Genomic DNA, 22238 nt, shown 5'->3' on the forward strand with positions numbered 1-22238 from the left:
TATATATTGTTTTAATTGTCTGCCGGAGGCCGTTAGCATTGATGCACCATCAACAAAAGCTGAAAGAGTAGGCCCATGCAATTGCTCGGAAATCTGCTTAAAGCGGTTAAACCCTCGCCAACGTTGGCAATCACGCGCAAGGCCGCGGAGCTGCGCCGCAATGGGGTAGATATCATCAGCTTGTCGACCGGTGAGCCGGACTTTCCTACCCCTGATCACATCAATGCCGCTGCCAAAGCGGCGATTGATGCAGGCCAGACCCGCTATACCGATGTGGATGGAACTCCGGAGCTCAAAGCGGCGATCGTTCGCAAGTTTCAGCGTGAAAACGGCATCACCTACACGACCGACGAAATCAGCGTCGGCACCGGCGGCAAGCAAGTGCTGATCAACGCACTGCAGGCAACTCTGAACCCTGGGGATGAGGTCATCATTCCTGCGCCTTACTGGGTGTCCTATCCGGACATGGTGCGCCTGGCAGGGGGCACACCCGTTGAGGTTCCTTGTGCGGCCCATCAGCATTTCAAGATCACTGCCGAGCAACTCAAGCAGGCAATCACTCCGCGTACCAAGTGGCTGATTTTGAATTCCCCAAGCAATCCGACGGGTGCGGGTTATAGCGCGACTGAGCTTGATCGATTGGGCGCCGTATTGTTGGAGTATCCGCAGGTCTACGTGCTGACGGACGACATGTACGAGCACCTGAGTTACGACGGATGGGTATTTTCCACCCTGGCTTCGCAGGTACCGGCGTTACACGATCGCGTGCTGACCGTGAATGGCGTTTCAAAGGCGTATTCAATGACGGGCTGGCGCATTGGTTATGCGGGCGGTCCTAAACCGTTGATCGCCGCCATGGCCACCATTCAATCCCAGACCACGAGCAACCCCTGCGCGATATCCCAGGCTGCTGCGGTGGCCGCGCTGGATGGGCCTATCGATTTTCTGGCTGAGCGCAATGAAGTGTTTCGTCAGCGCAGAGACCTTTGCCTCGAAGCGTTCAACAACACACCCGGTCTGGAGTGTCGCTGTCCGGAGGGCGCGTTCTATCTCTTCCCAGCCTGCGCGGGGCTGTTCGGCCGCAAAACCCCTGCGGGCGTAGTGCTGACCAATGACGTGGAGGTTTGCCAATACCTGCTCGAGGCCGCGCAGGTGGCGGTAGTGCCGGGGAGTGCATTTGGATTGGAGGGTTATTTCCGCATCTCCTTTGCAACCTCCACAGCGCTGTTGGAGCAGGCGTGCGCGCGCATCAAGACTGCATGTGAGCAGCTTGCCTGAACACAAAGCCGGGTATGGCGGCGTCGATTTCCGTCAAGCTGAGAGGGAAGGGCTCAGCATCGCGATGGCGGTTGCGCCGATGCCTTGCAGATCTTCCCGGCTGGCAGCGTCATGTGCTTGCAGGGACATGCCTTCAAGCAATGTATTCAGGGCGGCGGCGAGCAGTCGCGTGTTGGTGTTCGGTTTGAGCTGACCTTGTTCCACCGCGCGATCCAGGCGCTGCTGTAAATAGTCACGGCCTTCCTGGCGTAAAGCCTTGAGCGTGGCGGTGACTTCACCGGCATCGTCGGAGACATTGACGGCCGCGAGTACGACCATGCAGCCACAGGGGGCTTCGGGTTCGGTCAGGATCGACGCTGAGGTGTGGAAGAAGTCGCTGATGGCGCGCACGATGTCTGTCTCGGTGTCCATGCGCTCCCACGTGGCATCCCAGAATGTCGCTTCGTAGTAGGCAACCGCTTCCAGAAACAACTTGGCTTTGTTGCCAAACGCCGCATACAGGCTGGGAGGGCTGATGTTCATGGCTGAACATAATTCCGCCACAGAGGCCGGCTCGTAGCCACGCTTCCAAAACACTGCCAGCGCATGCAGCAGAGCCTGGTCGCGGTCGAACGCGCGCGGGCGGCCTTTTGCGCGTGGAACAGGGATTGGGGTGGAGTTGGTCATTGAGTGCAGCACCTTGGGGGCGTATCGCCAGACGAGCATGCCTGGAAGAAAGTTCTGCCCAATGATACACAAAATGAAATTTTCGGTTGCGTAGCGTCATTCCGAGCTTTCAGGTCGACCGCGACGCGTGTCCAAAGGGCGGTACGGTGTGTCGCTCTAGCACCTGCCCAATACCGCTCAATAGCGGTATCACATGCTTCGCAATATCATCGGCGACTGCGGTGGGCACCATCTCTGCGTTTCGGCGAAAAAACAGTGGGTCCTGAAAAATCAGCCTGAGTTTGGACAGGCTGTTGCTGACCGCGGGCTGCCCAATGTTCAAGCGCTCGGACGCCCTGGTGACACTTTTTTCCTGGTAAAGCGCAGCGAATATCACCAGGCAATTGAGGTTGAAACGCGCAAGGTACTCGGTGTTGAACGTTGACGTGGGGGGAGGGGTGTTCATGAGATTTACCCTGTCATTTGTCTTCGTTCGCCGTTGGTCGTAGAACGTGAGGCTATTCTAAAATTTACTAGACGACCGGTCTAGTTTTAATTAGAGTGGCTGCATTATGAAAAAGCATCACTCTGAAACACGCCAACACATCCTGGATGTCGCCAGGACGTTAATGACTCACAAAGGCTACACCAGCGTAGGGTTAGCTGAGGTGGTAGCGGCTGCGAGCGTGCCTAAGGGTTCGTTCTACCACTACTTCAAATCCAAGGAAGAATTTGGTCAGGCATTGCTTGAACAGTATTTTTCCGACTACCTCGCAACGGTCGACACGCTGTTGATGGGCTCTGCACCCGCCGCGCAAAGGTTGCTGAGTTACTTCCAGTATTGGGCGCAAACCCAGTGCTCTGATTTGCCTACCGACAAGTGCCTGGTGGTCAAGTTGGGCGCCGAGGTCTGTGACCTCTCGGAGGGCATGCGCCTGGTGCTCGACCGAGGCACGCAGGCTATCCACGCAAAGCTTGAGCGCTGTATTGAGCAAGGGCTTGTCGATGGCTCGATCACGTCCACGGCGCCAAGCGCGACGCTTGCGCAATCGCTCTATCAGGTTTGGCTCGGCGCTTCGTTGATGATGAAGATCGGCAAGCGCGACGACGCCTTTGAAACGTCTCTGACTCTGGCAAAACGACTTTTGTCGTAGCTATTTTTTTACCAACTTACTAGACGACCGGTCTATTTAAATGAGGTCTTTCATGACAGACAACGCCACGCGTACCGACTTGTTCACCCCCATCAATCTGGGCGCGATGACACTCGCCAACCGTATTTTGATGGCGCCTGTAACCCGTAGCCGCTATGCCGAAGATGGCATTCCCAACGAGATGCACGCCGAGTATTACGCCCAACGCGCAACGGCCGGCTTGATCGTCGCTGAAGCCACCAACATTTCCGCCCAAGGTCGCGGTTATGCGGCCACGCCCGGCATCTGGAGCGAAGAGCAGGTTGCGGGCTGGAAGAAAGTCACGGACGCCGTGCATGCCGCGGGCGGGAAGATCGTCAGCCAGCTGTGGCATGTGGGGCGGTTCTCCAGTGTCGAGTTGCAACCTGACGGTGCCGCACCAGTCGCACCTTCCGCGATCAAGGCTGAAGGCGACACCTATACCACCAACGGCTTCGTTCCGGTGTCGATGCCACGGGCGCTTGAAACCGATGAGATCCCGGGGATCATCGAGCAGTACAAGCGTGCTGCCGAGAATGCCAAGCGTGCCGGTTTTGATGGTGTAGAGGTTCACTCGGCTAACAGCTACCTGCTGGACCAGTTCCTGCGGGACTCGACCAACCATCGCACCGACCAGTACGGCGGCTCCATCGAGAACCGTGCGCGCCTGACCCTGGAAGTGACCGAAGCAATCGTCAAAATCTGGGGCAACGACCGTGTTGGCATTCGTTTGTCGCCGGTGACGCCTGATGCCGGCAACACGCCGCCCGACAGCAATGTCATGGCGATGTATGGCTACCTGATCCAGCAACTCAATGCATTCGATCTGGCTTACCTGCACTTCGTTGAAGGCGCTACCGCCACCTCGCGTGAAGTACCGGAAGGCGTGGACATGGACGCATTGAGCGCGCAGTTCAACGGGCCCTTCATCGGCAACAACAACTACGACCTGGACATGGCTATTGAGCGCCGCGCCCAAGGCAAGATCGACGCGGTAGCGTTTGGCCGCCTGTTCATCTCCAACCCGGACCTGGTCGAGCGCTTGCGCCGTGGGGCCGAACTGACCATCGCACCGCGCGAGTCGTATTACGGCGGCGGCGCGAAGGGGTACACCGACTGGCCTGTCGGCAACTACTGATCCCCTGATATCCGCGATAACCCAAAAACTGCCCGCACAGACGGGCAGTCACCAATGAGAGGAACGCCCATGAACTATCTGCAGAATAAAACCGCGATCATCACTGGCGCATCATCCGGCCTGGGTGCTGCATCGGCACGTGCCTTGTCCGAGAAAGGCGTTCGAATTGTCGCAGCAGCCCTGGACCAGCAAGGCCTGGACGCCATCGTCAGCGAACTGAAAGGCGAGGGCGGTGAAGCGGTAGGTCGCGTCAGCGACGTTACCAACCCTGAGGATATGAAAGCGCTCGCGCAATTCGCTCAGGACTCTTTCGGTTCGGTGGATATCCTGATCAACAACGCAGGTTTGATGCTGTTTTCCAACTGGGTCGACCTGGCCACCGATGATTGGGAAAAGATGATCAACGTGAACATCAAAGGCTACCTGCATGGTATCGCCGCGGTGTTGCCGTTCATGCTGAAACAGAAGTCGGGCCAGATCCTGAATATGGATTCGGTCGCCGGTCACCAGGTGGGGCCTGCTGCGGGTATCTACAGCTCCACCAAATTCTTCGTGCAGGCCATGACTGAGTCGATGCGCAAAGAGCTGGGCGTGCAGCACGGCATCCGTGTCAACACGGTCAGCCCGGGTGTGATCAACACCGGTTGGGCCGATAAAGTCACCGACCCGGCAGGCCGTAAAGCGGCTCAAGAGCTGAATAAAATTGCTATCTCGCCGGACGATATTGGTCGCGCAGTGGTGTATGCACTGAATCAGCCTGAAAACGTCACCGTCAACGACCTGATCATTTCGCCGACCCGTCAGGATTGGTAAGTCATAAACGTTGAAATCACCCCGCCCAGGCACCGGCGCAACGCCGTGTGCCTGGGCGCTACAGGATCCGTCCTGTCTCCCCCTGTAAAAGCAATGAGACCCTTCAATGACACACCGTATTTTGATTGTCGGCGGTGGCGCTGGCGGTCTGGAACTTGCGACGCGTTTGGGCAAGACCCTTGGCAAGCGCGGCACCGCTCACATCACCCTCGTTGACGCCAACCTCACGCACATCTGGAAGCCACTGTTGCATGAAGTCGCGGCGGGCTCACTCAATGCCCACGATGACGAGTTGAACTACGTGGCCCAGGCCAAGTGGAACCACTTCCATTTCCAACTCGGCCGCATGAGCGGCCTGGACCGTGCCGCCAGATCCGTTCGGCTTGCACCTACCCTGGATGGCGCCGGCCGGCAGTTGGTGCCTGAACGTGTTTTGAACTATGACACCCTGGTCATCGCCGTCGGCAGTACCACCAATGATTTTGGCACCGTCGGTGCGGCACAGCACTGCCTGTTCCTCGACACCCGCGAGCAAGCCGAACGCTTCCATCAGCAGTTGCTCAACCATTACCTGCGTGCACAAGCGCTCGGCGTTGCGGGTGAGAATATCCGTGTGGCGATCGTCGGTGCAGGCGCAACGGGCGTGGAGCTGGCTGCCGAGTTGCACAACGCTGCCCATGAGCTGGCCGCCTACGGGCTGGATCGCATTCAGCCGCATGACATGCACATCACCTTGATAGAAGCAGGTCCCCGTGTGCTGCCAGCGCTGCCCAAGCGCATCAGCGATCCCGTGCACCGCACGCTGGAAAAACTGGGGGTGACCGTGATGACAAACGCCGCCGTCAGTGAGGTCGCCGCCGAGCACCTTAAAACCCGCAACGGGGAATTGATCGAGGCCAGCCTCAAGGTTTGGGCGGCCGGTATTCGTGCACCTTCCTTCCTCAAGGATATTGATGGCCTGGAGACTAACCCCATCAACCAGCTGAGGGTGCGACCCACCCTGCAAACCACGCTGGACGATAATATTTTTGCCTTCGGTGACTGCGCCGCGTGTCCTCAGCCGGGGAGTGAGCAGAATGTGCCGCCGCGTGCTCAGGCCGCTCACCAGCAAGCGTCGATGCTGGTCAAGAGCCTGCAAGCCCGGCTTGAAGGCAAAGCCCTGCCGACTTATGTCTACAAGGACTATGGTTCGCTGGTCTCGCTGTCACGCTTTTCGGCGGTGGGTAACCTGTTGGGTAAACTGACGGGCAGTGTGACGCTGGAAGGATGGTTGGCGCGGGTGTTCTATGCATCGCTGTACCGCATGCACCAGGTCGCGCTCTATGGACTGGTGCCTACCGCATTGCTGATGTTGGGTAACCGCTTGGGACGAGGCACCGCGCCTCGGTTGAAACTGCACTAGGTCATTGACTGGGAGAGCGCAGCGCCTTGTGGACTGCGCTCTGAGCGTGTCAGCGCGGGATTTCGCCAGGCACCGGTGCGTGTTCGGGAATAAGTTTCTGATGTTTGAGCTGTGCCCAAAATGCGCCGGGGATCCGTGTCGAAAACGCTGCGACGTTCTGCTGAACCTCCGCCACCGACTGAGCGCCGAACACCAGCGCCCGTACAGCTGGGTGGGAGGCGCAAAACTGCAACGCTGCAGCCGACATCGCCACACCATGGTCGGCGCAGATCGACTGTATGACGGCCACACGCGCTGCGATGTCGGCCGGGACGGCACGATAATCAAACATTGCGTCGGGACGTGCACCCATCGCCAGCACGCCTGAATTGAAAGCGCCTGCCGCGATGATCGATACGTCGCGACGTTGCAATTCATCAAAGTGCCCGTTGAGTGGCTCATGATTGAGCAGCGTATAACGGCCGGCGATCATCGCGCAGTCGATGGCGAACTCCCGCGCAACCTCCACGACCACTTCGGTTTCATTGACACCCAGGCCTACGGCAGACACCACCCCTGTGCTGCGCAGTTCGTCCAGTGCCTTGAATCCACCCTCACGGATCTGATTCCAGTAAACCTCTGCCCGCCGACCATGCCAGGCACGTCCCAGATCGTGCACCAGGAGTACGTCGATACGATCCAGGCCGGAGCGCTCAAGGCTGTGGTCCACCGAGCGCATGAATCCGTCATAGGTATAGTCGTACTGATAGTGAGGGTTGTGCAGGAACCACCTTGAGTCCGTCGGGCGCTGGGCAGCCGGGATGTCGCCGGTGTCGAGTACGCGGCCTACCTTGGTGCTGACGACCACATCGTTGCGTATATTCAGTTCGCGTAGCGCACGACCCAAGGTGTATTCCGCGCGGCCAGTGCCATACATCGGTGCCGTGTCGAAATAGCGGATACCCGCTTCATAAGCTGACTGCACGATGGCCAGCGCCTGGTCGTAATCGATGTGGGCGTTATAGCCGATCTGCACCGTGCCCAAGCCGACGGCACTGAGTGCCACGCTGGATTGACCGAGCGGGCGTTTCTCGATCGGGTTCACTGAGTGTCCTCCTTTGGCGCGACGTCCAACGCTTCTCCGATCGCATAAAAATGGCCGCCTGCGATGTAGTGCAGGCTACGAAAATCCGGGTGCGCACGCTCAAAGTGCCAATGGCCGTCGCTGAATACCCGTGTGTCGGCCCAGGCAGCGACGACTTCACCGATAAACAGGTCGTACGTCGATTGGTTGTGCGGTTCGGGCAGCAGCTTGCACACCAGCCAAGCCGAGCAGCCCGCCACGAATGGCACGTCATGGCCGCTGATGCTGAACAGCTCGACGCCGCTATGAGCCAGCTTCTGTGGATCTTCCTGCAGGCTGACGCTGCCGACATCGCGGGTCAATTGCAGCTGTGCCACGGTGGGAACCTGAATCACAAACACGCCGCTACGCTCTACCAGTTCGCGGGTTTTGGCGATCTTGTCCAGCACCACAGTGACTTTGGGCGGTGAGAAATCCAATGCACAGGCCCATGCCGCGGCCATCACATTTCGAGTCTCCTCGTGTTGAGCAGAAACCAGCACGGTAGGGCCGTGGTTGATCAGCCGATAGGCTTTTTCAAGCGGCACTTCGGCAATGTGGTCGTGCATCGTAACTCCAGAAAAATTGAACCCCGCATCCATTACTGGAGCGGGGTAGTGCACATTCACGCGGTGGCGGTTTGATTCAGGTAAACTTGGAGGCTTTCATGCCCGCCGACAATGAGCGACTCGATGGTCGAAGTCCATTGCCCCTCTGGGTCAGGCTCGCGCGTATCGAAGGTCGCAGACCACAGAATCACGGTTTCGTCCTTGCCCGTCAACGGGATCAGGCGCACGGTCAACACGTAGTTGTCGACGGGCAGTGGCGCTTCAACGAAGCGGTAGGAGAACTGCAGATTCACCGCGTCTACCGACAACAACTGCTCGCGCAGAATGGCGCCATCCTGCAACGTCAGCCGGCGGATGCAGCCGACCAGACCGTCCGGCTGACCGTCTTCGATGACGCTCTGGGGGATCGCCGGGTGCCACTGGCTGATTTTCCCGAAGCGCTTGAGTACATCCCAAACGCGCTCGGCGTCGCCGTCCACAACGGCGCTGTATTCAACTTTTGCCATGATTCATCACCTTAATAAACATCATTGCGTTCAGGCCGCTCGGATCAGCCTTCGAACTGGTGATAAACCTTGGCGATCACCTTCCAGGTGCCGTCGATTTTGATCAGTGTCAGGTAATCGTTGTAGTCGGCGCCAATCGCGTCCTTTTCCATGTCCACACGTACCACGGCGGTGGTTGGGGTGATCGCCAGCACGTCCAGGCGTGTGCTGATATCCGGTGCCTTGCCATTGGTGCGGACGAAGTCGAACAGGTTGCTGATCGGGCCGCCCAACAGTTTGCCGTTGGTGAAACCGTACATCACCGCTTCCTTGTGGAAGGCCTGCTCCAGCACTTCCGGGCTGCCGGCACGCAGGCCGTCTGCGTATTGCTGGGCCACGGCGACAACGGCGTTGTAGTCCTGGGTGGGTACTGCTTTGATGTTTTTGCTCATGGTCAAACTCCTTTACATGGTTTTGGCACCAATGGGGGCGCGGTTCAAACAGGTGGGTTAAGGAGCAACGTGGGTGTGGTAGATCTTGCTGATGACGGTCCACTTTCCATCAACCTTCAGCAGGTTGAAGAAGTCGGTGAAGCAGAAGCCGGAGATGTCATTGGTATCGATACGTGCGCTGGCAGCGGTGCCCACGATATCGACGTTGACGATTGCACCTTTGGCTTCCGGTGACGGGCGGAAGGCGCTGTCGATGATGTCGAACAGACCCTGGATCGGGCCTCCGGTCAGCTTGCCTTCGCCATCTACACCAAAGATGGTGGCCTGCTCGCTGAACGCAGGTTTCATGAGGCTGCTTTTGGCTTGCTTGCCACCTTCGTTGTAGTGGTTCAGCACCGTGACGATGGCGTTGTAGTCTTCGACGTAAGTTGGGTTGCTCATGGTGTTACTCCTAGTTTGAAGAGGGTTGAAGAAGGGCTTGGTTGATTGCTTTACGTGCATATCGAGCGATGGTCAGTAAGGCGATCAATGCAACGACCAGTCCCGCCCAAGTCATCATTTGAGTCGAGCGATTGGTCGTTACCTCGCCACTGATTATCTGTGCGAAATCAGCCGCCAGAGAGCCCAGATACGCATACAGAAATGTTCCAGGAAGCAGGCCGATCCAGGTCGCCAGGAGGAAATCTCGACGTGCGATTCGGCTGGCTCCGAGGCCGTAGCTCAGCGGAGCGAACGGCACGATGGAAGCCAGGCGCAAGAGGAAAACAATCCGAAAACCTCCCGACTCGATAGCGTGGTCGACCGCCGCTGATGTGGGGCTGTTCGCCAGGCGTCGTTTGACCCAAGGGCGCAGAAGCGATCTGCCCAAGGCGAACGCGACCGCTGCAGACAGCAAGCCAGCGGGCGAGATGAGCAGCGTTCCCCACATCGGGCCGTACAAAAAACCGGCGAGCGCCGTGAGCATCGAGGCGGGTACAAAGGCGACAGTGCCCGCCACAAACATCGCGGCATAGAGCGCAATCCCGACGACGCCGAGCGAGCGAATAATCTCGATCCACTGCGCGATGTGGTGTACCGCCAGGTCTATCACGTTGCCCATCCCATTCATTCGATCGGAGGGAACGCTTCCCGTCCGGCACATCACTGAAAGCCATTTGTCTAGCGATCACTACATAACGTGTGTATTTTATAGTGATCACTACAGTTAGTGTCAAGACATTTGCTGTCGGTGTTGGTGAAGGCGAAGTGGACGTTCGACGGTGCTTTGCGACCAATACTTGACGGCCTGCTGGAGGACACCATGACGCAAAAGTTTTACGCACAGGACACCTGTTTCTACAGCTCCATGGGCACCTACAGTTTTGAGGACAGGTGCGAGATCACCAAGGCGGTGGGTTATGACGCCACCTATCTTTCAATCTGGGATGGACGCAACTGGGCAGCTGTCCAGCAATTGAGCAGCGTCAAGGAGCGTTACGACCTTGAGGTAGCGGGCATCTATGTCGTGCTCAACCTGCGCCTTGGCGTAGAGGCGGAGCAGAACGCGGGCATCTATCAGATGCTGAAAGTGGCTCCGCCAGGCTCCACCGTTGAGTTGGCGATCAAAACCGCAGGGGACTTCCCGCGTTCGGACCCTAGAGGCGATGAGCCCGTAGTGCGCTGGTTGGCCGAAGCTTTGTCTATCGCGCAGCAGCGCAATATCCGCATCCTGATCTACTCGCATTTACTGCACTGGAGCGAAAAGCACGACGACGCGCTGCGCATTTGTGAGCGACTCAATCACCCCAATCTGGGTATCGTTTTCTGCGGCTACCACTGGTACGCCGGCGACGGCGAGCGGCTGGGCGCCACGCTCAGGCGTGCGCTGCCCTTTCTCAAGCAAGTGAATCTTTCAGGTTCACGCCGCAGCCCGCTGGGCTGGGGCCAGACCGCGACCATTGAAACCCTCGACCAGGGCGAAATGGACAATTTTGCGGTCATGGCGCTGCTGAAACGGTTGGGTTACGACGGCTATATCGGTTGGCAAGGATGGGATGAAAGCGGCGATGCCTTCACCAAGCTGCGCAAGTCGCTGGAGGCCCTTCGCAGCATGGACGAGCGCGTGCGCAAATTCCCGCATTGGGCCCGTCACGTCGATCATCAATAAGGAGTTTTTATGTTTTCGTTGTCCAGTACACCGTACCAGGCGTTACCGGGTTTTCGTCGGACCTTCCAGCCAGGGAAACTGACCTTGGGTTTGTTTTTTCCGATAGAGGCCTACGAGGGCGATATGCCCACAATGCGCAACCAGGTATCGCTCGCTCAGCAGGCGGAAAAGGCCGGTTTTGCCTCCTTATGGTTTCGTGATGTTCCGCTGCGCGATCCGACGTTTGGCGATGTCGGGCAAATCTACGACCCCTGGACTTACCTGGGCTATCTTGCCGGGCAAACCCGGGATATCGCACTGGGAACCGCCGCGATCGTTGTTCCCATTCGTCATCCGCTCCATTTGGCCAAGGCTGCAGCGAGCATCGATCAACTCAGCGGCGGCAAGTTTTTGCTCGGCGTGGCGTCTGGCGACCGTCCGGTGGAATACCCGGCTTTCAATGTGGAGTCCCACAGCCGTGGGGAGCGATTCGTCGAGCATCTGGAGGTTATGCGCAAATCCCTCGGCACTCAGTTCGAACCGATTCGCTGGAGCGAGGGCGAGTTGAGGCATGCAGACCTGGTGCCCAAACCCTCAGGCCAATCCATTCCATTACTTATCACCGGCAGTAGTCGCCAGACATTGCAGTGGATCGCCAGGGAAGCCGACGGTTGGATCTCTTACCCGCGCGCCTTGGATAAGCAAAGGGATATCGTTCGCCTCTGGCACGAGACTGTGCGCGAGCAGGCAGGCGATGCCTTCAAACCATTCAGTCAGTCCCTCTTTATCGATCTGACCCACGACCCCGATACCGCCCCCACACCTATTCACCAAGGCTTCAGGTTAGGCCGCAATGCGCTGCTGGAGATGCTGCACACCCTGCAATCCTTCGGGGTTAACCATGTGATGATCCAGCTCAAATATGGGCAGCGCCCGGCCCAGGAGGTTCTGGACGAATTGGCAGAGTTCATCGTGCCGCAATTTCCCGCGCTGACACGAGGTCTCCACACTGCGCCAACCATTGTTACTCAAAGGTAAAGACGGGCGATTTACCAGGCTGTAAACAGGAGAGCGTCATGAGCATACAGACACAGATGCAGGCTCAGGTCTTGAGCGATTATGCCCAAGGTACATTCACCCTGACCCAGGTTGATCGCCCCTTGGCTGGAGCCGGCCAAGTGCTTGTCAAGATAGCGGCGAGCGGGGTCAACCCGATTGATTTCATGATTCGCAAGGGGCAGGCGCCCTATGCGATGCCTGAACTTCCCGCGATTCTCGGCACGGACCTCGCCGGCGTGGTGGAAGCCGTGGGGGATGGCGTCACCCGCTTCAAGGTTGGGGACAAAGTGTATGGGCTGACAGGTGGCGTGCGTGGCCTTCAAGGTTCCATGGCGGAGTACGCCGCCGTAGACGCTGATCTGCTGGCCCTCAAGCCGAACAACCTCAGCATGCGCGAAGCCGCGGCGATACCGTTGGTATTCCTGACCGCGTGGGAGGGGCTGATTGACCGTGCTGGCCTGCAAGCGGGGCAGTCTGTGCTGGTGCAAGGCGGCGCCGGCGGAGTAGGGCACATGGCGGTGCAAATCGCGGTTGCCCATGGCGCCAAGGTGTTCGCCACAGCATCATCCCAGAAGCGCGCAATTGTTGAGTCCTATGGTGCAACGGCCATCGATTACCGCAGCGGTACGGTTGAGCAGTATGTAAAACAGCATACGGATGGGGCAGGTTTCGACCTGGTTTACGATACCGTCGGCGGTCAGACCCTTGATGATTCGCTGGTAGCCGCTCGTGCCTATGGTCATGTACTGAGTTGCTTTGCGTTCGGCACTCACAACCTGGCGCCAAGCTCGTTGCGGTGCGTGACGGTGTCCGGGATATTCGTATTGTTGCCGATGTTGAGCGGGGAAGGGCGTGCGCATCACGTTGAGATTCTGCGGCATGCCACACGCCTTGCCGAGGCGGGCAGGCTCGCTCCATTGCTGGACGAGCAGCGCTTCTCCCTGGCCGACGCACACGCAGCTCATAGGTTGCAGGAGTCGGGCAAGATGGTTGGGAAGGTGGTTATTGATGTCGTTTGATGGCTGTCGACAAATCGCGGCACTGTAATCACAACGCAAAACGCAGCCCGAGGGCTGCGTTTTGGTTTTCGAGGCTTAACGGCGATGTTCGGTGTCCCAGGCCTTGATGGCTTCCGTGGCAACTCGGAACGCCGCCAATGCGCTCGGCACACCCGCGTAGATTGCAGCCTGCATCAACGCTGCGCGAATCTCCTCGACGGACACGCCATTGGTCAGCGCGCCCTTCACGTGCACGCCCAGCTCATGGTGCTGGTTCATGGCCGTCAGCATGCCGATGTTGAGCAGGCTGCGGGTTTTGAACGGCAAGGTCTCATCCCCCCACACGGCGCCCCAGCAATACTCGGTTACCAGCGCTTGCATGGGTTTATTGAAGTCGTCTGCCGACGACCAGGACTTCTCGACATGGGCGGCACCTAGTACGGTTTTGCGATTCTCGAAGCCTTTATCAAACAGTTCGTTATTGCTCATGGTTTCACCTGGCTGAGGGGAGGTTAGAGGTTGATGTCGATATCACGCGTCTCGCGCAGGAAAAACAGACCGACTACAAACGACACGCCGATCCACGCCACCGGATACCACAGGCCGAAGTAGATGTTGCCCATCTGTGCTGAAAGGGCGAAAGCGATGGTGGGTAACAGTCCACCGATCCAGCCACTGGCGAAGTGGTAGGGGAACGACATGGACGTATAACGAATACGCGCCGGGAACATTTCCACCAGCATGGGCGCGACCGGCGTCAACGAGATCACGCCGCAAAATACCAACGCCATCAACAGCAGGAAGACCTTGCCGCGCTGGAACTTCTCCGGGTCGGCTTTGAGGGGGTATCCCGCCTGGTCCAATTGGCTCTGCAACGAGGTTTTCAGCGCGCCCATGTGATCCTTGGCGACCGCCGCGTCGAGGCCTACGGTGCCTTCAGAGACCAGTTGTGCCGAACCCACTTTGATCACCGCGTGGGCTTGGCCAGGCAGTGATTGGGTTTCGTAACTGATGCCGGTTGCGGAGAGGGCTTGTTTGGCAACGTCGCACGGGCTGCTGAAGGTTCGGGTACCGGTCGGATTGAACATGAATGAGCATTGGGACGTGTCGGTGACCAATGTCACCGGCGTGCGCTGTTCAGCGGCCATTAAGTCAGGGTTGGCGTAGAGCGCCACGCCTTTGTAGATAGGGAAGATAGACAGTGCCGACATCAGGAAACCCGCCAACAGGACGGGTTTGCGTCCGAGGCGATCACACAGCCAGCCCGCCAGCAAAAACATCGGCAGTGCTGTCATCAACGCCAGCGTCAGCGTGGTGTTGGCTTGCTGGGGATCGACCTTGAGGTTCTGGGTCATGAAGAACGTGGGGTACAGCACCGCGATGTAGTAAGCGCAGGTCATCCCGCCACAAATGCCGAACAAGGCGATTACCAGGCGGCGCAGGTTGGCCTTGTCCAGAAAGGTTTCGCGCAGCGGTGATTTCGACAGGCGTTTCTCGGCTTTCATTTTCTTGAACGCCGGCGACTCTTCCATGCCCATGCGCACGGATATCGAGATGCCCAGCAGCACCAGCGAGAACAGGAATGGGATGCGCCATCCCCAGGTATTGAAGTCGTCGCCGCTGATGTAACGGCACGCCAGGATCACACCGAAAGCCAGCAGCAGCCCCAGGGTGCCGGTGGCCGAGATCCACGCCGTATTGAGGCCGCGCTGGCGATTGGTCGAGTGCTCGGAGACGTAGGTCGCCGCTCCGCCATACTCGCCGCCCAGCGCAAGGCCTTGCAGCATCCGCAGTGCGATCAACAGACTGGGTGCAATGATCCCGGCGTATTCATAGGTCGGCAGCAGGCCCACCGCCACGGTAGAAATACCCATGATCACAATGGTGATGAGGAAGGTCTTCTTGCGCCCGATGCGGTCGCCGATACGCCCGAATACCACTGCCCCAACCGGTCGCATCACAAAGCCGACCGCAAAGGTCAGCAACGCGAAAATAAACCCAGTGGCGGTGTCCAGGCCGGAGAAGAAATTAAGTGCGATCACCGACGCCAACGCGCCATAGAGGGTGAATTCGTACCATTCGAACACGGTGCCCAAGGACGCGGCAGCGATTACTTTGAGCGTAGAGCGGTCTACACCTTGGGTGGATTTCAAGTCCACCGACTCAGCAGTCGTTTTCATTTTTTCACAACCTGTATTGTTTTTATTGGCGTGTTCAGTTGGCAGGTGCAAAGCCCACGATGGCCTTGGTTTCCAGGTATTCCATCAGCCCGTGTGCCCCCCACTCTCGGCCATTGCCGGACTGTTTGAAGCCACCGAATGGCGCGCCGATATCGGCCGGCGGATAGTTCAGGTGGACTTGGCCGGCACGCAGGCGGCCGGCCATGTCGCGGGCGTGGTTCAAATCAGCGGATTGCACATAGGCCGCCAAGCCGTAGGGCGTGCCGTTCGCAATTTCAATTGCTTCTGTTTCGCTGTGATAGGCAATGATCGACAGCACCGGGCCAAAGATTTCTTCTTGGGCGATGGTCATGTGCGGGGTTACGTTGGCGAACACCGTGGGCTGGACGTAATAGCCCTGTTGCAGGCCCTCGGGACGGCCGACGCCACCGCAGACCAATTCGGCGCCTTCATCGATGCCGCGTTGTACAAGGGTTTGTACGCGCTCGAACTGAGCCCTGTTGACGAGCGGCCCCAACTGAGTACTTTCATCCTGCGGATCACCGACACGGTACTTAGCGACCTCGACCCGAGCAATTTCTACTACGTCGGCCATGCGTTCTGCCGGCACCAGCATGCGGGTCGGGATCGAGCAGGACTGCCCGCTGTTGGTGAAGCACGCGGCGATACCCTTGGAGACTGCTTGGCTGAAATCAGCATCGCCCAGCAGTATATTGGCCGACTTGCCCCCCAGCTCCTGAGCAACGCGTTTGACCGTGTCGGCAGCGGTTTTCGCCACGCGAATGCCAGCCTGGGTAGAGCCGGTGAAAGACACCATGTCGATGTCCGGGTGCGCACTGATAGCGTGGCCCACGTTGGGTCCGTCGCCATTGACCAGGTTGAAGACCCCCGGCGGTACGCCCGCTTCGTCCAGCACCTCGGCAAACAGCAAGGCTGAGAGCGCAGAGAATTCGCTGGGTTTGAGGACGATCGTGCAGCCGGCAGCCAGCGCCGGGGCGATCTTCACCACGATCTGGTTGATCGGCCAATTCCACGGAGTGATCAACCCGCATACGCCGATCGCTTCGCGACGTATCTGGGTAGTGCCATGCTGCTCGGCGAACTCGAAGCTGCGCAGCACACGAATGATTTCTTCGATATGCAGCGAGCCCCGTGCCGCCTGGGCTGCCCGGGAGAAGGCAATCGGCGCGCCCATTTCCAGGGTCATCGCCTGGGCAAACTCTTCGTATCGACGCTTATAGATGCTCAATACCCGCTCAAGCAAATCGATGCGCTGCTCCGGTGTCCAGCGTGAATAGTCCGCGAACGCACGGCGTGCAGCGTTTACTGCGCGCTCCACATCGTCGGCGTTGCCCATGGCCAGTTCGCCGTAGGCTTGCTCGTCAGCCGGGTTGATCAGGGGAAACGTGGCCTTGCCCATCGGCTCGACCCATTGACCATCGATGTAGAACTTGTCTGTAGGGTACATGGCGACACTCCTGCTCAATCGAACGTGATGATCTGGCGAACGGCTTCACCGTCACGCAGGCGATCCATGCCGACGTTGATCTCATCCAGGGTCAATCGGTGCGTCACCAGCTTGTCGATCGGCAGGCGACCGAGACGGAATAATTCCAGGTAGCGCGGGATGTCACGGCTGGGCACGCTGCTGCCCATGTAGCTCCCGCGCAAGGTGCGCTCGTCAGCCACCAGGCCGACCATCGGCACCTCGAATGTCGCGTCCGGTCGAGCCAGGCCGGCGGTGACGACCTCGCTGCCGCGCTTGCCGACTTTCCAGGCCGTTTGCAACGCCGCGGATGCACCCGCGAATTCCAGCGCCACATCCACACCGCCGCCGGTGAGGTCGCGGATGGCTTCGACCAGGTCCGGGTCGGCCGCATTGAACACATGTTGTGCCCCCAACGATTTGGCCATCGCCAGTTTTTCCGCATTGGTATCGATGGCGATCACTTGGCTTGCACCCGCCGCTAGCGCGCCTAGCTGCGCCGCCAGGCCTACGCCACCCATGCCGACGATTGCGACGGTCGAGCCCAGTTTGATACTGGCGGTATTGGTCGCTGCGCCAACGCCGGTCAAGACGGCGCAGCCGAACAGTGCAGCATGTTCCAAGGGAATATCTCGGGCAACGCGCACCAGAGAGCGTGTCGACACGACAGCGTATTCGGCGAATGCGGAGATGCCCGAGTGATGATTGAGGACTTGTTCTGCGCGCTGCATTCGTCGATCACCGCGCAACAGCGTGCCGGCCGCGCCTGCTACCGCACCCGGGGCGCAAAGGGCAGGGCGCCCGCCCGAACATTCAACACAATGGCCACAGGAGGCGACGAACACAGTCACGACATGATCACCCACAACCAAGTCGTCGACATAAGGCCCGACCGCCATGACCACACCCGCAGCTTCATGCCCGATCACCATTGGCAGCGGACGTGGGCGCACGCCTTCGATCACGGACAGATCGGAATGGCAGATGCCCGCTGCGGCGATCTTGATCAATACCTCACCAGGTCCTGGATCGCCCAGTTCGATGTTGGAGATGCGCAAGGGCTGGCTTTGGGCAAACGGTGCGGGCAAACCCATCTGGTCCAGCACGGCGGCTCTGATTTGCATGTGAGGTTCCCTCTGAATCAATTGTTTTTGTGGAGTGAGGTTAATCACTCGCTTCGTATCACTGTATTACAATCTTACAAGGTCAACAACATGGTTGTTGCGCAGCGGCTATGAAAAAATTGCAATACAATAATCCGATCAATCAATCAGATCGTAGGTGCGCCTCGTGTCACCAAAGGCCATGGAGACAGGTATGGAAAACGAAGAAATGCCGGTGATGGGTCGGCCGGAAACCTTGCGCGGTCAAGTCGAGACTTTTCTGCGTGAAGCGATCATGAATGGTCGCTTCGCGCCAGGTGAGAGGCTTGTAGAGCGTGAACTGTGCGAGCTTTTGCAGGTGAGTCGGCCGCCGTTGCGTGAAGCACTGCGTCGACTTGAAGCGGAAAAACTACTGGTGATCGTGCCTCACAAGGGGCCTGTGGTCGCCAGTCTGGACATCCGCGAAGCAAAGGAACTCTATGCGTTGCGCGCCTTGCTTGAGGGCTTCGCGGTGCATGAGTTTGCGCGCCTGGCGGATGCGGCGCAGATCAAAGCGCTGGAGCGCACCGTGAAGGAGTTGCACGCGCAAGCGAAGATTCCCAATCGCCGTGCGCTATTGGTCGCCAAGACAAAAATTTACGACGTACTGCTGGGTGGTAGCGGTAACCGCCTGATCAACGAAGTGCTCCAGGGGCTCCTGTCGCGTATCAACCTGCTGCGCGCTACCTCGTTTTCCCGGCCTGAGCGCTTGGCCGAGAGCCTGGCGGAAATTGACGAAATGGTGTCTCGTATCAAGGCCCGCGATGCTGAAGGTGCTCGCGAGGCCGCGCAACTGCACATTAAGAATGCCGAAAATGCTGCGCTAGGCATGCTGGAAAGTAACGATTAATGGCCTGAATGTATTATTGACAGATTGTATTACAATGCTTAGGGTGTTCTCACAAAGCAGGCCACGTTACGTGTGCGAAGTGGCCAGAGAATAATTTTACAAGCGAGATACGATATGAACGACGTTAACCAAGGCATGCGTCCTACAGTCCTGTTCATCGGCCTGGGGATGATGGGGCGCCCGATGGCAAGTCTCATTGCCAAGGCCGGTTACCCGTTATTGGTGAGCGACACCAATGATCAGGCCGTCAGCGAGCTGTGTACCCAAGTGGGCGCCCGTCGTCTGGAAAACGCGCAGTCGCTGGCCAATGTCCGTATCGTCATCACGATGTTGCCCAACTCCCGGATCGTCAATCAGGTGCTGGTAGGCGACTATGGTGTCGCCAAACGCCTGGCGCAGGGCGCTTGCGTGATCGACATGAGTTCCTCGGAGCCGCTCGAAACCCAAGCGCTGGGCAAACAACTGAATGAGCTGTCGCTGTGTTTCCTTGATGCGCCGGTTTCCGGTGGCGTGAAACGCGCTATTTCCGGGACCCTGCAAATCATGGTGGGAGGGGATGCCAACGTGCTCCAGCAACACCGCGAGCTGTTGGACGTCATGGGTAGCTCAACTCATGTTGGCCCAAATGGCGCAGGTCATGCGGTCAAGGCGCTGAACAATTTTGTGTCTGCCACCGGGTTGTTGGCCACCGTTGAGGCGCTGCATGTTGGCGAGAAATTCGGCGTAGATCCTGCAGTGATGACCAGCGTTCTCAATAATGCTTCCGGCGGTAACTTCACCACGGCCAACAAGGTCAACCAGTTCATGCTGAGCGGCACCTACGCATCGGGCTTCGCGTTGCAACTGATGGTCAAGGACCTGAAAATCGCCGTCACCCTGGCAGAGCAGATGGGACAGCAGATGAAGCTCGGCCATGAGTGCCTGGCGGTCTGGCAGGAAGCGGCGCAAAGCACCACGCCTCAAACCGATCATACCGAGATGTACCGCATTATCGACGCCCACGGCTAGTCGACGATCTGCGCGTAACCTTCCGAGGCGTCATCGCTACGCCTCGGCTCCTCGACCAACCCGTGGGTATCCGCACCATGCACATCGCCCCCGCGATTGAGCCTTTTGACGTGTTCGCGGTGAAATATGCCGAGCATCGACGCACCGCTTCCTCGAACTTCCTGGGCGGTGACCCGCACGATGGGCCGATGCCCATGGATTACTTTGTCTGGGTCGCGACCAACAGCACCGGCACATGGGTGATTGATACCGGTTTCAACCGGGCCACGGCCCGCCAGCGCGGGCGAGACTTTATTCGTTGCCCGGCTGAATCGTTGCGGATGCTCGGTATTGATGCGGCCGCTGTCGACAATGTGATCATTACCCACCTGCATTACGATCACGTGGGCAACTTCGATCTGTTCCCTTCGGCCACTTATCATCTTCAAGACCATGAGATGGCGTTCGCAACCGGGCGGCACATGGCGCACACCTGTGTGCACGAGGCCTATGACGTCGAGAATGTGGTTGGGATTGTCCGCGAGGTTTACCGCGGGCGTGTGCAGTTCCATGACGGTGACGCCACGTTGACGCCCGGCCTGTCGGTGCACCTGGTGGGAGGGCATACCATGGGCTTGCAAGTAGTGCGCATTTTTACCCGCCGAGGCTGGGTGGTACTGGCCTCCGACGCCAGCCACTACTACCGCAATTTTATCGAGGACCGTCCATTCGCGATCGTCTTCAATGTGGACGATATGCGCAGTGGCTGGGCCCGAATCAGATCGTTGGCCGATTCCGAGCATCACATTGTCCCGGGGCATGATCCCTTGGTGATGAATCGCTATCCACCGCTTGCTGGCGCGTCGGAAGGCTCGATCTGCGTGCTCCATGAGTCCCCCACATATCGGTGATTCCTGACGGTCTTGGCTGTCGGTGTTTGATCAATATTATTTATATGAATCAGTAAATCTTATTGTTTTTATTCCTGCCGGCTGCCCGCTACTGTCCAACCCGCGCGTAACCAAGTCGCCGCCTGACTCAAGGCCACCTCGTTCTACGCAATCCTCTTATAAAAATGACTCGATAACATTCTGGAGTGCAGATGAACGTCAAACAGAAATTGACCTGGGCGTTTGTTGTGATCGCCTGCTTGCCTGTCTGCCTGATTGCGACACTGGTGGTCATGGATTTGCGCAATGACGCCCGCGACGATTTTATCGAGGGCAGTAGCCGCGAAATACGCCAGGTTGAAACGGCGATGCAGTTGTACTTCGAAAGCATTCGCCAGAACGTCGACTACCTCGCCTCTCAGCCGTTATTGCGCAACGCTGACGGCAGCCTGAAAAACTACAGCGGCGCTAACGCTCCCACGATTGCGCAAGGCGTACTGGATAAGCAGATCTTTGATTTTTATGCGCACTTGGCCAATAGCCATTCGGCGTATTCCAACATTATTTTCGGTAACAGCGCCGGCGGTTTTGTGTCATGGCCCGACAACCCGAACCGGGCCAATTACGACCCCCGCGAGCGGCCTTGGTATAAGTCTGCGTTGAGCAGTCCAGGCAAGACCCTGCGTACCGATGCTTACTACTACGCGCCTAAAGATGCGGTGTATGTCAGCGTTGTGCGCAGCATCGATACCCAACTGGGTAGCAACAGCGGCGTGATCAGCATCGATGTGTCGTTGCAGCAACTCACCGAAATCATCAAACACATCAAACTCGGCGAGAGTGGTTACCTGATGCTGGTCGAGCGCGACGGCAAGGTGTTGGTTGACCCTCAGCAACCTGCGCACAACTTCAAAACGCTTACAGAGATCGGCGGCGGCTATGAACAGATGGCCAACTCCGGGAAAGGCGCGTTTGAAGTTGAGCTCAACGGTGAACGTTATATGGCCAACGTCTGGCCCTCCAGCCAATTGGGTTGGAGCTTTGTGGGCCTGATCAAACAACAGGAAGTGATGAGCTCTGCGACCCACTTGGCGTGGGTGATTGCGATCATTGCCGGCGTGCTGGCGCTGGTCTTTGCCTTGGTGGGAGCGAGCTTCGCAGGCGTGATCGTAAGACCGATCCGCAGCGTCGCCAGCGGCTTGCAAGGCATCGCCGAAGGCGACGGCGATCTGACGCAAAGCCTTAACGTGCGCGGCAAAGATGAAACGGCGCAGTTGGCCAACTGGTTCAACCAATTCCTGGCGGCGATCCGCAGCATGATCAGCAGCATCGGCCAGGCTGCACATAACATTCTGACCACATCCAACGCTGCCACGCAGGTATCCAGCGACATGGCTGAGGTTGCAGGGCGCCAGCGAGAGGCCGTGGATATGGTCTCCACGGCATTCCATGAAATGGTGGCCAC

General features: G+C 58.3%; 23 protein-coding genes and 1 pseudogene. 12 read left to right on the forward strand and 12 right to left on the reverse strand.

The features are described from left to right. Nucleotides 1-75: 75 nt before the first annotated feature. Nucleotides 76-1278 carry a pyridoxal phosphate-dependent aminotransferase gene (locus GIW02_RS15140; RefSeq protein WP_236417401.1) on the forward strand — a complete coding sequence of 401 codons (1203 nt, stop codon included), beginning with the start codon at nt 76-78 and terminating at the stop codon, nt 1276-1278. A 33-nt stretch (nt 1279-1311) separates the two neighbouring features. On the opposite strand, the gene GIW02_RS15145 is transcribed toward GIW02_RS15140, so the two are convergent. Then, nucleotides 1312-1944 carry a TetR/AcrR family transcriptional regulator gene (locus GIW02_RS15145; protein WP_236417403.1) on the reverse strand — a complete coding sequence of 211 codons (633 nt, stop codon included), beginning with the start codon at nt 1942-1944 and terminating at the stop codon, nt 1312-1314. A gap of 109 nt (nt 1945-2053) precedes the next feature. Beyond that, nucleotides 2054-2389 (reverse strand): LysR family transcriptional regulator, encoded by a 336-nt coding sequence (locus GIW02_RS15150; protein WP_236417405.1) that lies wholly within the window; start codon nt 2387-2389, stop codon nt 2054-2056. A gap of 106 nt (nt 2390-2495) precedes the next feature. Between GIW02_RS15150 and GIW02_RS15155 the strand changes: the two genes are divergently transcribed. The 4 genes from GIW02_RS15155 to GIW02_RS15170 all read left to right on the forward strand — a co-directional run bounded on the left by GIW02_RS15155 (nt 2496) and on the right by GIW02_RS15170 (nt 6448). Further along, nucleotides 2496-3077 carry a TetR/AcrR family transcriptional regulator gene (locus GIW02_RS15155; protein ID WP_010656561.1) on the forward strand — a complete coding sequence of 194 codons (582 nt, stop codon included), beginning with the start codon at nt 2496-2498 and terminating at the stop codon, nt 3075-3077. A 52-nt stretch (nt 3078-3129) separates the two neighbouring features. Next, nucleotides 3130-4233, forward strand: coding sequence for an alkene reductase (locus GIW02_RS15160; RefSeq protein ID WP_236417414.1), 1104 nt, complete (start codon nt 3130-3132; stop codon nt 4231-4233). A 69-nt stretch (nt 4234-4302) separates the two neighbouring features. Further along, on the forward strand, nt 4303-5046 hold the full coding sequence (locus tag GIW02_RS15165) for an SDR family oxidoreductase (RefSeq protein ID WP_236417416.1): 744 nt from the start codon (nt 4303-4305) through the stop codon (nt 5044-5046). Nucleotides 5047-5152: 106 nt separating this feature from the next. Continuing rightward, on the forward strand, nt 5153-6448 hold the full coding sequence (locus tag GIW02_RS15170; protein ID WP_236417418.1) for an NAD(P)/FAD-dependent oxidoreductase: 1296 nt from the start codon (nt 5153-5155) through the stop codon (nt 6446-6448). A 49-nt stretch (nt 6449-6497) separates the two neighbouring features. On the opposite strand, the gene GIW02_RS15175 is transcribed toward GIW02_RS15170, so the two are convergent. Genes GIW02_RS15175 through GIW02_RS15200 form a run of 6 tightly spaced genes read right to left on the reverse strand, consistent with a single transcriptional unit; the run spans nt 6498 to nt 10155 of the window. Beyond that, complete coding sequence (locus GIW02_RS15175) at nt 6498-7532, reverse strand: aldo/keto reductase (RefSeq protein ID WP_236417420.1); 1035 nt, start codon at nt 7530-7532, stop codon at nt 6498-6500. Further along, on the reverse strand, nt 7529-8119 hold the full coding sequence (locus GIW02_RS15180) for a flavin reductase family protein (protein WP_236421921.1): 591 nt from the start codon (nt 8117-8119) through the stop codon (nt 7529-7531). The genes GIW02_RS15175 and GIW02_RS15180 overlap by 4 nt, the downstream gene beginning before the upstream one ends. Before the next feature lie 56 nt (nt 8120-8175). Continuing rightward, nucleotides 8176-8625 carry an SRPBCC family protein gene (locus GIW02_RS15185; RefSeq protein WP_236416885.1) on the reverse strand — a complete coding sequence of 150 codons (450 nt, stop codon included), beginning with the start codon at nt 8623-8625 and terminating at the stop codon, nt 8176-8178. 44 nt (nt 8626-8669) lie between these two features. Further along, complete coding sequence (locus tag GIW02_RS15190) at nt 8670-9056, reverse strand: nuclear transport factor 2 family protein (protein ID WP_064052537.1); 387 nt, start codon at nt 9054-9056, stop codon at nt 8670-8672. Between the two features lie 57 nt (nt 9057-9113). Further along, complete coding sequence (locus GIW02_RS15195; RefSeq protein WP_010656555.1) at nt 9114-9497, reverse strand: nuclear transport factor 2 family protein; 384 nt, start codon at nt 9495-9497, stop codon at nt 9114-9116. A gap of 10 nt (nt 9498-9507) precedes the next feature. Continuing rightward, nucleotides 9508-10155: a TVP38/TMEM64 family protein gene (locus GIW02_RS15200; protein WP_236421923.1), complete on the reverse strand. Its 648-nt coding sequence runs from the start codon at nt 10153-10155 to the stop codon at nt 9508-9510. A 129-nt stretch (nt 10156-10284) separates the two neighbouring features. Here GIW02_RS15200 and GIW02_RS15205 point away from each other — a divergent pair, with 129 nt between their 5' ends. Genes GIW02_RS15205 through GIW02_RS15215 form a run of 3 tightly spaced genes read left to right on the forward strand, consistent with a single transcriptional unit; the run spans nt 10285 to nt 13259 of the window. Further along, complete coding sequence (locus tag GIW02_RS15205) at nt 10285-11202, forward strand: TIM barrel protein (protein WP_236416886.1); 918 nt, start codon at nt 10285-10287, stop codon at nt 11200-11202. 9 nt (nt 11203-11211) lie between these two features. Beyond that, nucleotides 11212-12219 carry an LLM class oxidoreductase gene (locus GIW02_RS15210; RefSeq protein ID WP_236416877.1) on the forward strand — a complete coding sequence of 336 codons (1008 nt, stop codon included), beginning with the start codon at nt 11212-11214 and terminating at the stop codon, nt 12217-12219. Between the two features lie 38 nt (nt 12220-12257). Then, a complete protein-coding gene (locus GIW02_RS15215) occupies nt 12258-13259 on the forward strand; it encodes a zinc-dependent alcohol dehydrogenase family protein (protein ID WP_236416875.1) in 1002 nt (333 codons plus the stop codon). Nucleotides 13260-13334: 75 nt separating this feature from the next. On the opposite strand, the gene GIW02_RS15220 is transcribed toward GIW02_RS15215, so the two are convergent. From GIW02_RS15220 to GIW02_RS15235, 4 genes are read right to left on the reverse strand one after another with little or no spacing between them, the layout of a single operon-like run. Further along, complete coding sequence (locus tag GIW02_RS15220; RefSeq protein WP_236416873.1) at nt 13335-13727, reverse strand: carboxymuconolactone decarboxylase family protein; 393 nt, start codon at nt 13725-13727, stop codon at nt 13335-13337. A 23-nt stretch (nt 13728-13750) separates the two neighbouring features. After that, the gene (locus GIW02_RS15225; protein ID WP_236416871.1) at nt 13751-15418 is read right to left on the reverse strand and encodes an MFS transporter; all 1668 of its coding nucleotides are present in this window, start codon (nt 15416-15418) and stop codon (nt 13751-13753) included. Between the two features lie 34 nt (nt 15419-15452). Continuing rightward, entirely contained in the window at nt 15453-16886 is a 1434-nt protein-coding gene (locus GIW02_RS15230) for an aldehyde dehydrogenase family protein (RefSeq protein WP_236416869.1), read from the reverse strand. 14 nt (nt 16887-16900) lie between these two features. After that, a complete protein-coding gene (locus tag GIW02_RS15235; protein ID WP_236416866.1) occupies nt 16901-18028 on the reverse strand; it encodes a zinc-dependent alcohol dehydrogenase family protein in 1128 nt (375 codons plus the stop codon). 193 nt (nt 18029-18221) lie between these two features. Between GIW02_RS15235 and GIW02_RS15240 the strand changes: the two genes are divergently transcribed. The 4 genes and pseudogenes from GIW02_RS15240 to GIW02_RS27320 all read left to right on the forward strand — a co-directional run. Continuing rightward, the gene (locus GIW02_RS15240) at nt 18222-18896 is read left to right on the forward strand and encodes a GntR family transcriptional regulator (RefSeq protein ID WP_236416865.1); all 675 of its coding nucleotides are present in this window, start codon (nt 18222-18224) and stop codon (nt 18894-18896) included. A gap of 114 nt (nt 18897-19010) precedes the next feature. Then, complete coding sequence (locus GIW02_RS15245; RefSeq protein WP_236416863.1) at nt 19011-19904, forward strand: NAD(P)-dependent oxidoreductase; 894 nt, start codon at nt 19011-19013, stop codon at nt 19902-19904. Between the two features lie 77 nt (nt 19905-19981). After that, entirely contained in the window at nt 19982-20794 is an 813-nt protein-coding gene (locus tag GIW02_RS15250) for an N-acyl homoserine lactonase family protein (protein WP_236416861.1), read from the forward strand. Between the two features lie 347 nt (nt 20795-21141). After that, nucleotides 21142-22074 (forward strand): annotated as a pseudogene (locus tag GIW02_RS27320) (cache domain-containing protein); the annotation flags it as partial. Between the last annotated feature and the right edge of the window lie 164 nt (nt 22075-22238).

It is taken from the genome of Pseudomonas syringae, from assembly GCF_021606685.1.
Classification (GTDB): Bacteria; Pseudomonadota; Gammaproteobacteria; order Pseudomonadales; family Pseudomonadaceae; genus Aquipseudomonas; species Aquipseudomonas syringae_R.

Excerpts from the sequence above, each read along its gene's own strand:
- GIW02_RS15140 (WP_236417401.1), top strand. The coding sequence starts at position 76 with ATGCAATTGCTCGGAAATCTGCTTAAAGCGGTTAAACCCTCGCCAACG.
- GIW02_RS15145 (WP_236417403.1), bottom strand. The coding sequence starts at position 1,944 with ATGACCAACTCCACCCCAATCCCTGTTCCACGCGCAAAAGGCCGCCCG.
- GIW02_RS15150 (WP_236417405.1), bottom strand. The coding sequence starts at position 2,389 with ATGAACACCCCTCCCCCCACGTCAACGTTCAACACCGAGTACCTTGCG.
- GIW02_RS15155 (WP_010656561.1), top strand. The coding sequence starts at position 2,496 with ATGAAAAAGCATCACTCTGAAACACGCCAACACATCCTGGATGTCGCC.
- GIW02_RS15160 (WP_236417414.1), top strand. The coding sequence starts at position 3,130 with ATGACAGACAACGCCACGCGTACCGACTTGTTCACCCCCATCAATCTG.
- GIW02_RS15165 (WP_236417416.1), top strand. The coding sequence starts at position 4,303 with ATGAACTATCTGCAGAATAAAACCGCGATCATCACTGGCGCATCATCC.
- GIW02_RS15170 (WP_236417418.1), top strand. The coding sequence starts at position 5,153 with ATGACACACCGTATTTTGATTGTCGGCGGTGGCGCTGGCGGTCTGGAA.
- GIW02_RS15180 (WP_236421921.1), bottom strand. The coding sequence starts at position 8,119 with ATGCACGACCACATTGCCGAAGTGCCGCTTGAAAAAGCCTATCGGCTG.
- GIW02_RS15185 (WP_236416885.1), bottom strand. The coding sequence starts at position 8,625 with ATGGCAAAAGTTGAATACAGCGCCGTTGTGGACGGCGACGCCGAGCGC.
- GIW02_RS15190 (WP_064052537.1), bottom strand. The coding sequence starts at position 9,056 with ATGAGCAAAAACATCAAAGCAGTACCCACCCAGGACTACAACGCCGTT.
- GIW02_RS15195 (WP_010656555.1), bottom strand. The coding sequence starts at position 9,497 with ATGAGCAACCCAACTTACGTCGAAGACTACAACGCCATCGTCACGGTG.
- GIW02_RS15200 (WP_236421923.1), bottom strand. The coding sequence starts at position 10,155 with ATGGGCAACGTGATAGACCTGGCGGTACACCACATCGCGCAGTGGATC.
- GIW02_RS15210 (WP_236416877.1), top strand. The coding sequence starts at position 11,212 with ATGTTTTCGTTGTCCAGTACACCGTACCAGGCGTTACCGGGTTTTCGT.
- GIW02_RS15215 (WP_236416875.1), top strand. The coding sequence starts at position 12,258 with ATGAGCATACAGACACAGATGCAGGCTCAGGTCTTGAGCGATTATGCC.
- GIW02_RS15220 (WP_236416873.1), bottom strand. The coding sequence starts at position 13,727 with ATGAGCAATAACGAACTGTTTGATAAAGGCTTCGAGAATCGCAAAACC.
- GIW02_RS15225 (WP_236416871.1), bottom strand. The coding sequence starts at position 15,418 with ATGAAAACGACTGCTGAGTCGGTGGACTTGAAATCCACCCAAGGTGTA.
- GIW02_RS15230 (WP_236416869.1), bottom strand. The coding sequence starts at position 16,886 with ATGTACCCTACAGACAAGTTCTACATCGATGGTCAATGGGTCGAGCCG.
- GIW02_RS15235 (WP_236416866.1), bottom strand. The coding sequence starts at position 18,028 with ATGCAAATCAGAGCCGCCGTGCTGGACCAGATGGGTTTGCCCGCACCG.
- GIW02_RS15240 (WP_236416865.1), top strand. The coding sequence starts at position 18,222 with ATGGAAAACGAAGAAATGCCGGTGATGGGTCGGCCGGAAACCTTGCGC.
- GIW02_RS15245 (WP_236416863.1), top strand. The coding sequence starts at position 19,011 with ATGAACGACGTTAACCAAGGCATGCGTCCTACAGTCCTGTTCATCGGC.
- GIW02_RS15250 (WP_236416861.1), top strand. The coding sequence starts at position 19,982 with ATGCACATCGCCCCCGCGATTGAGCCTTTTGACGTGTTCGCGGTGAAA.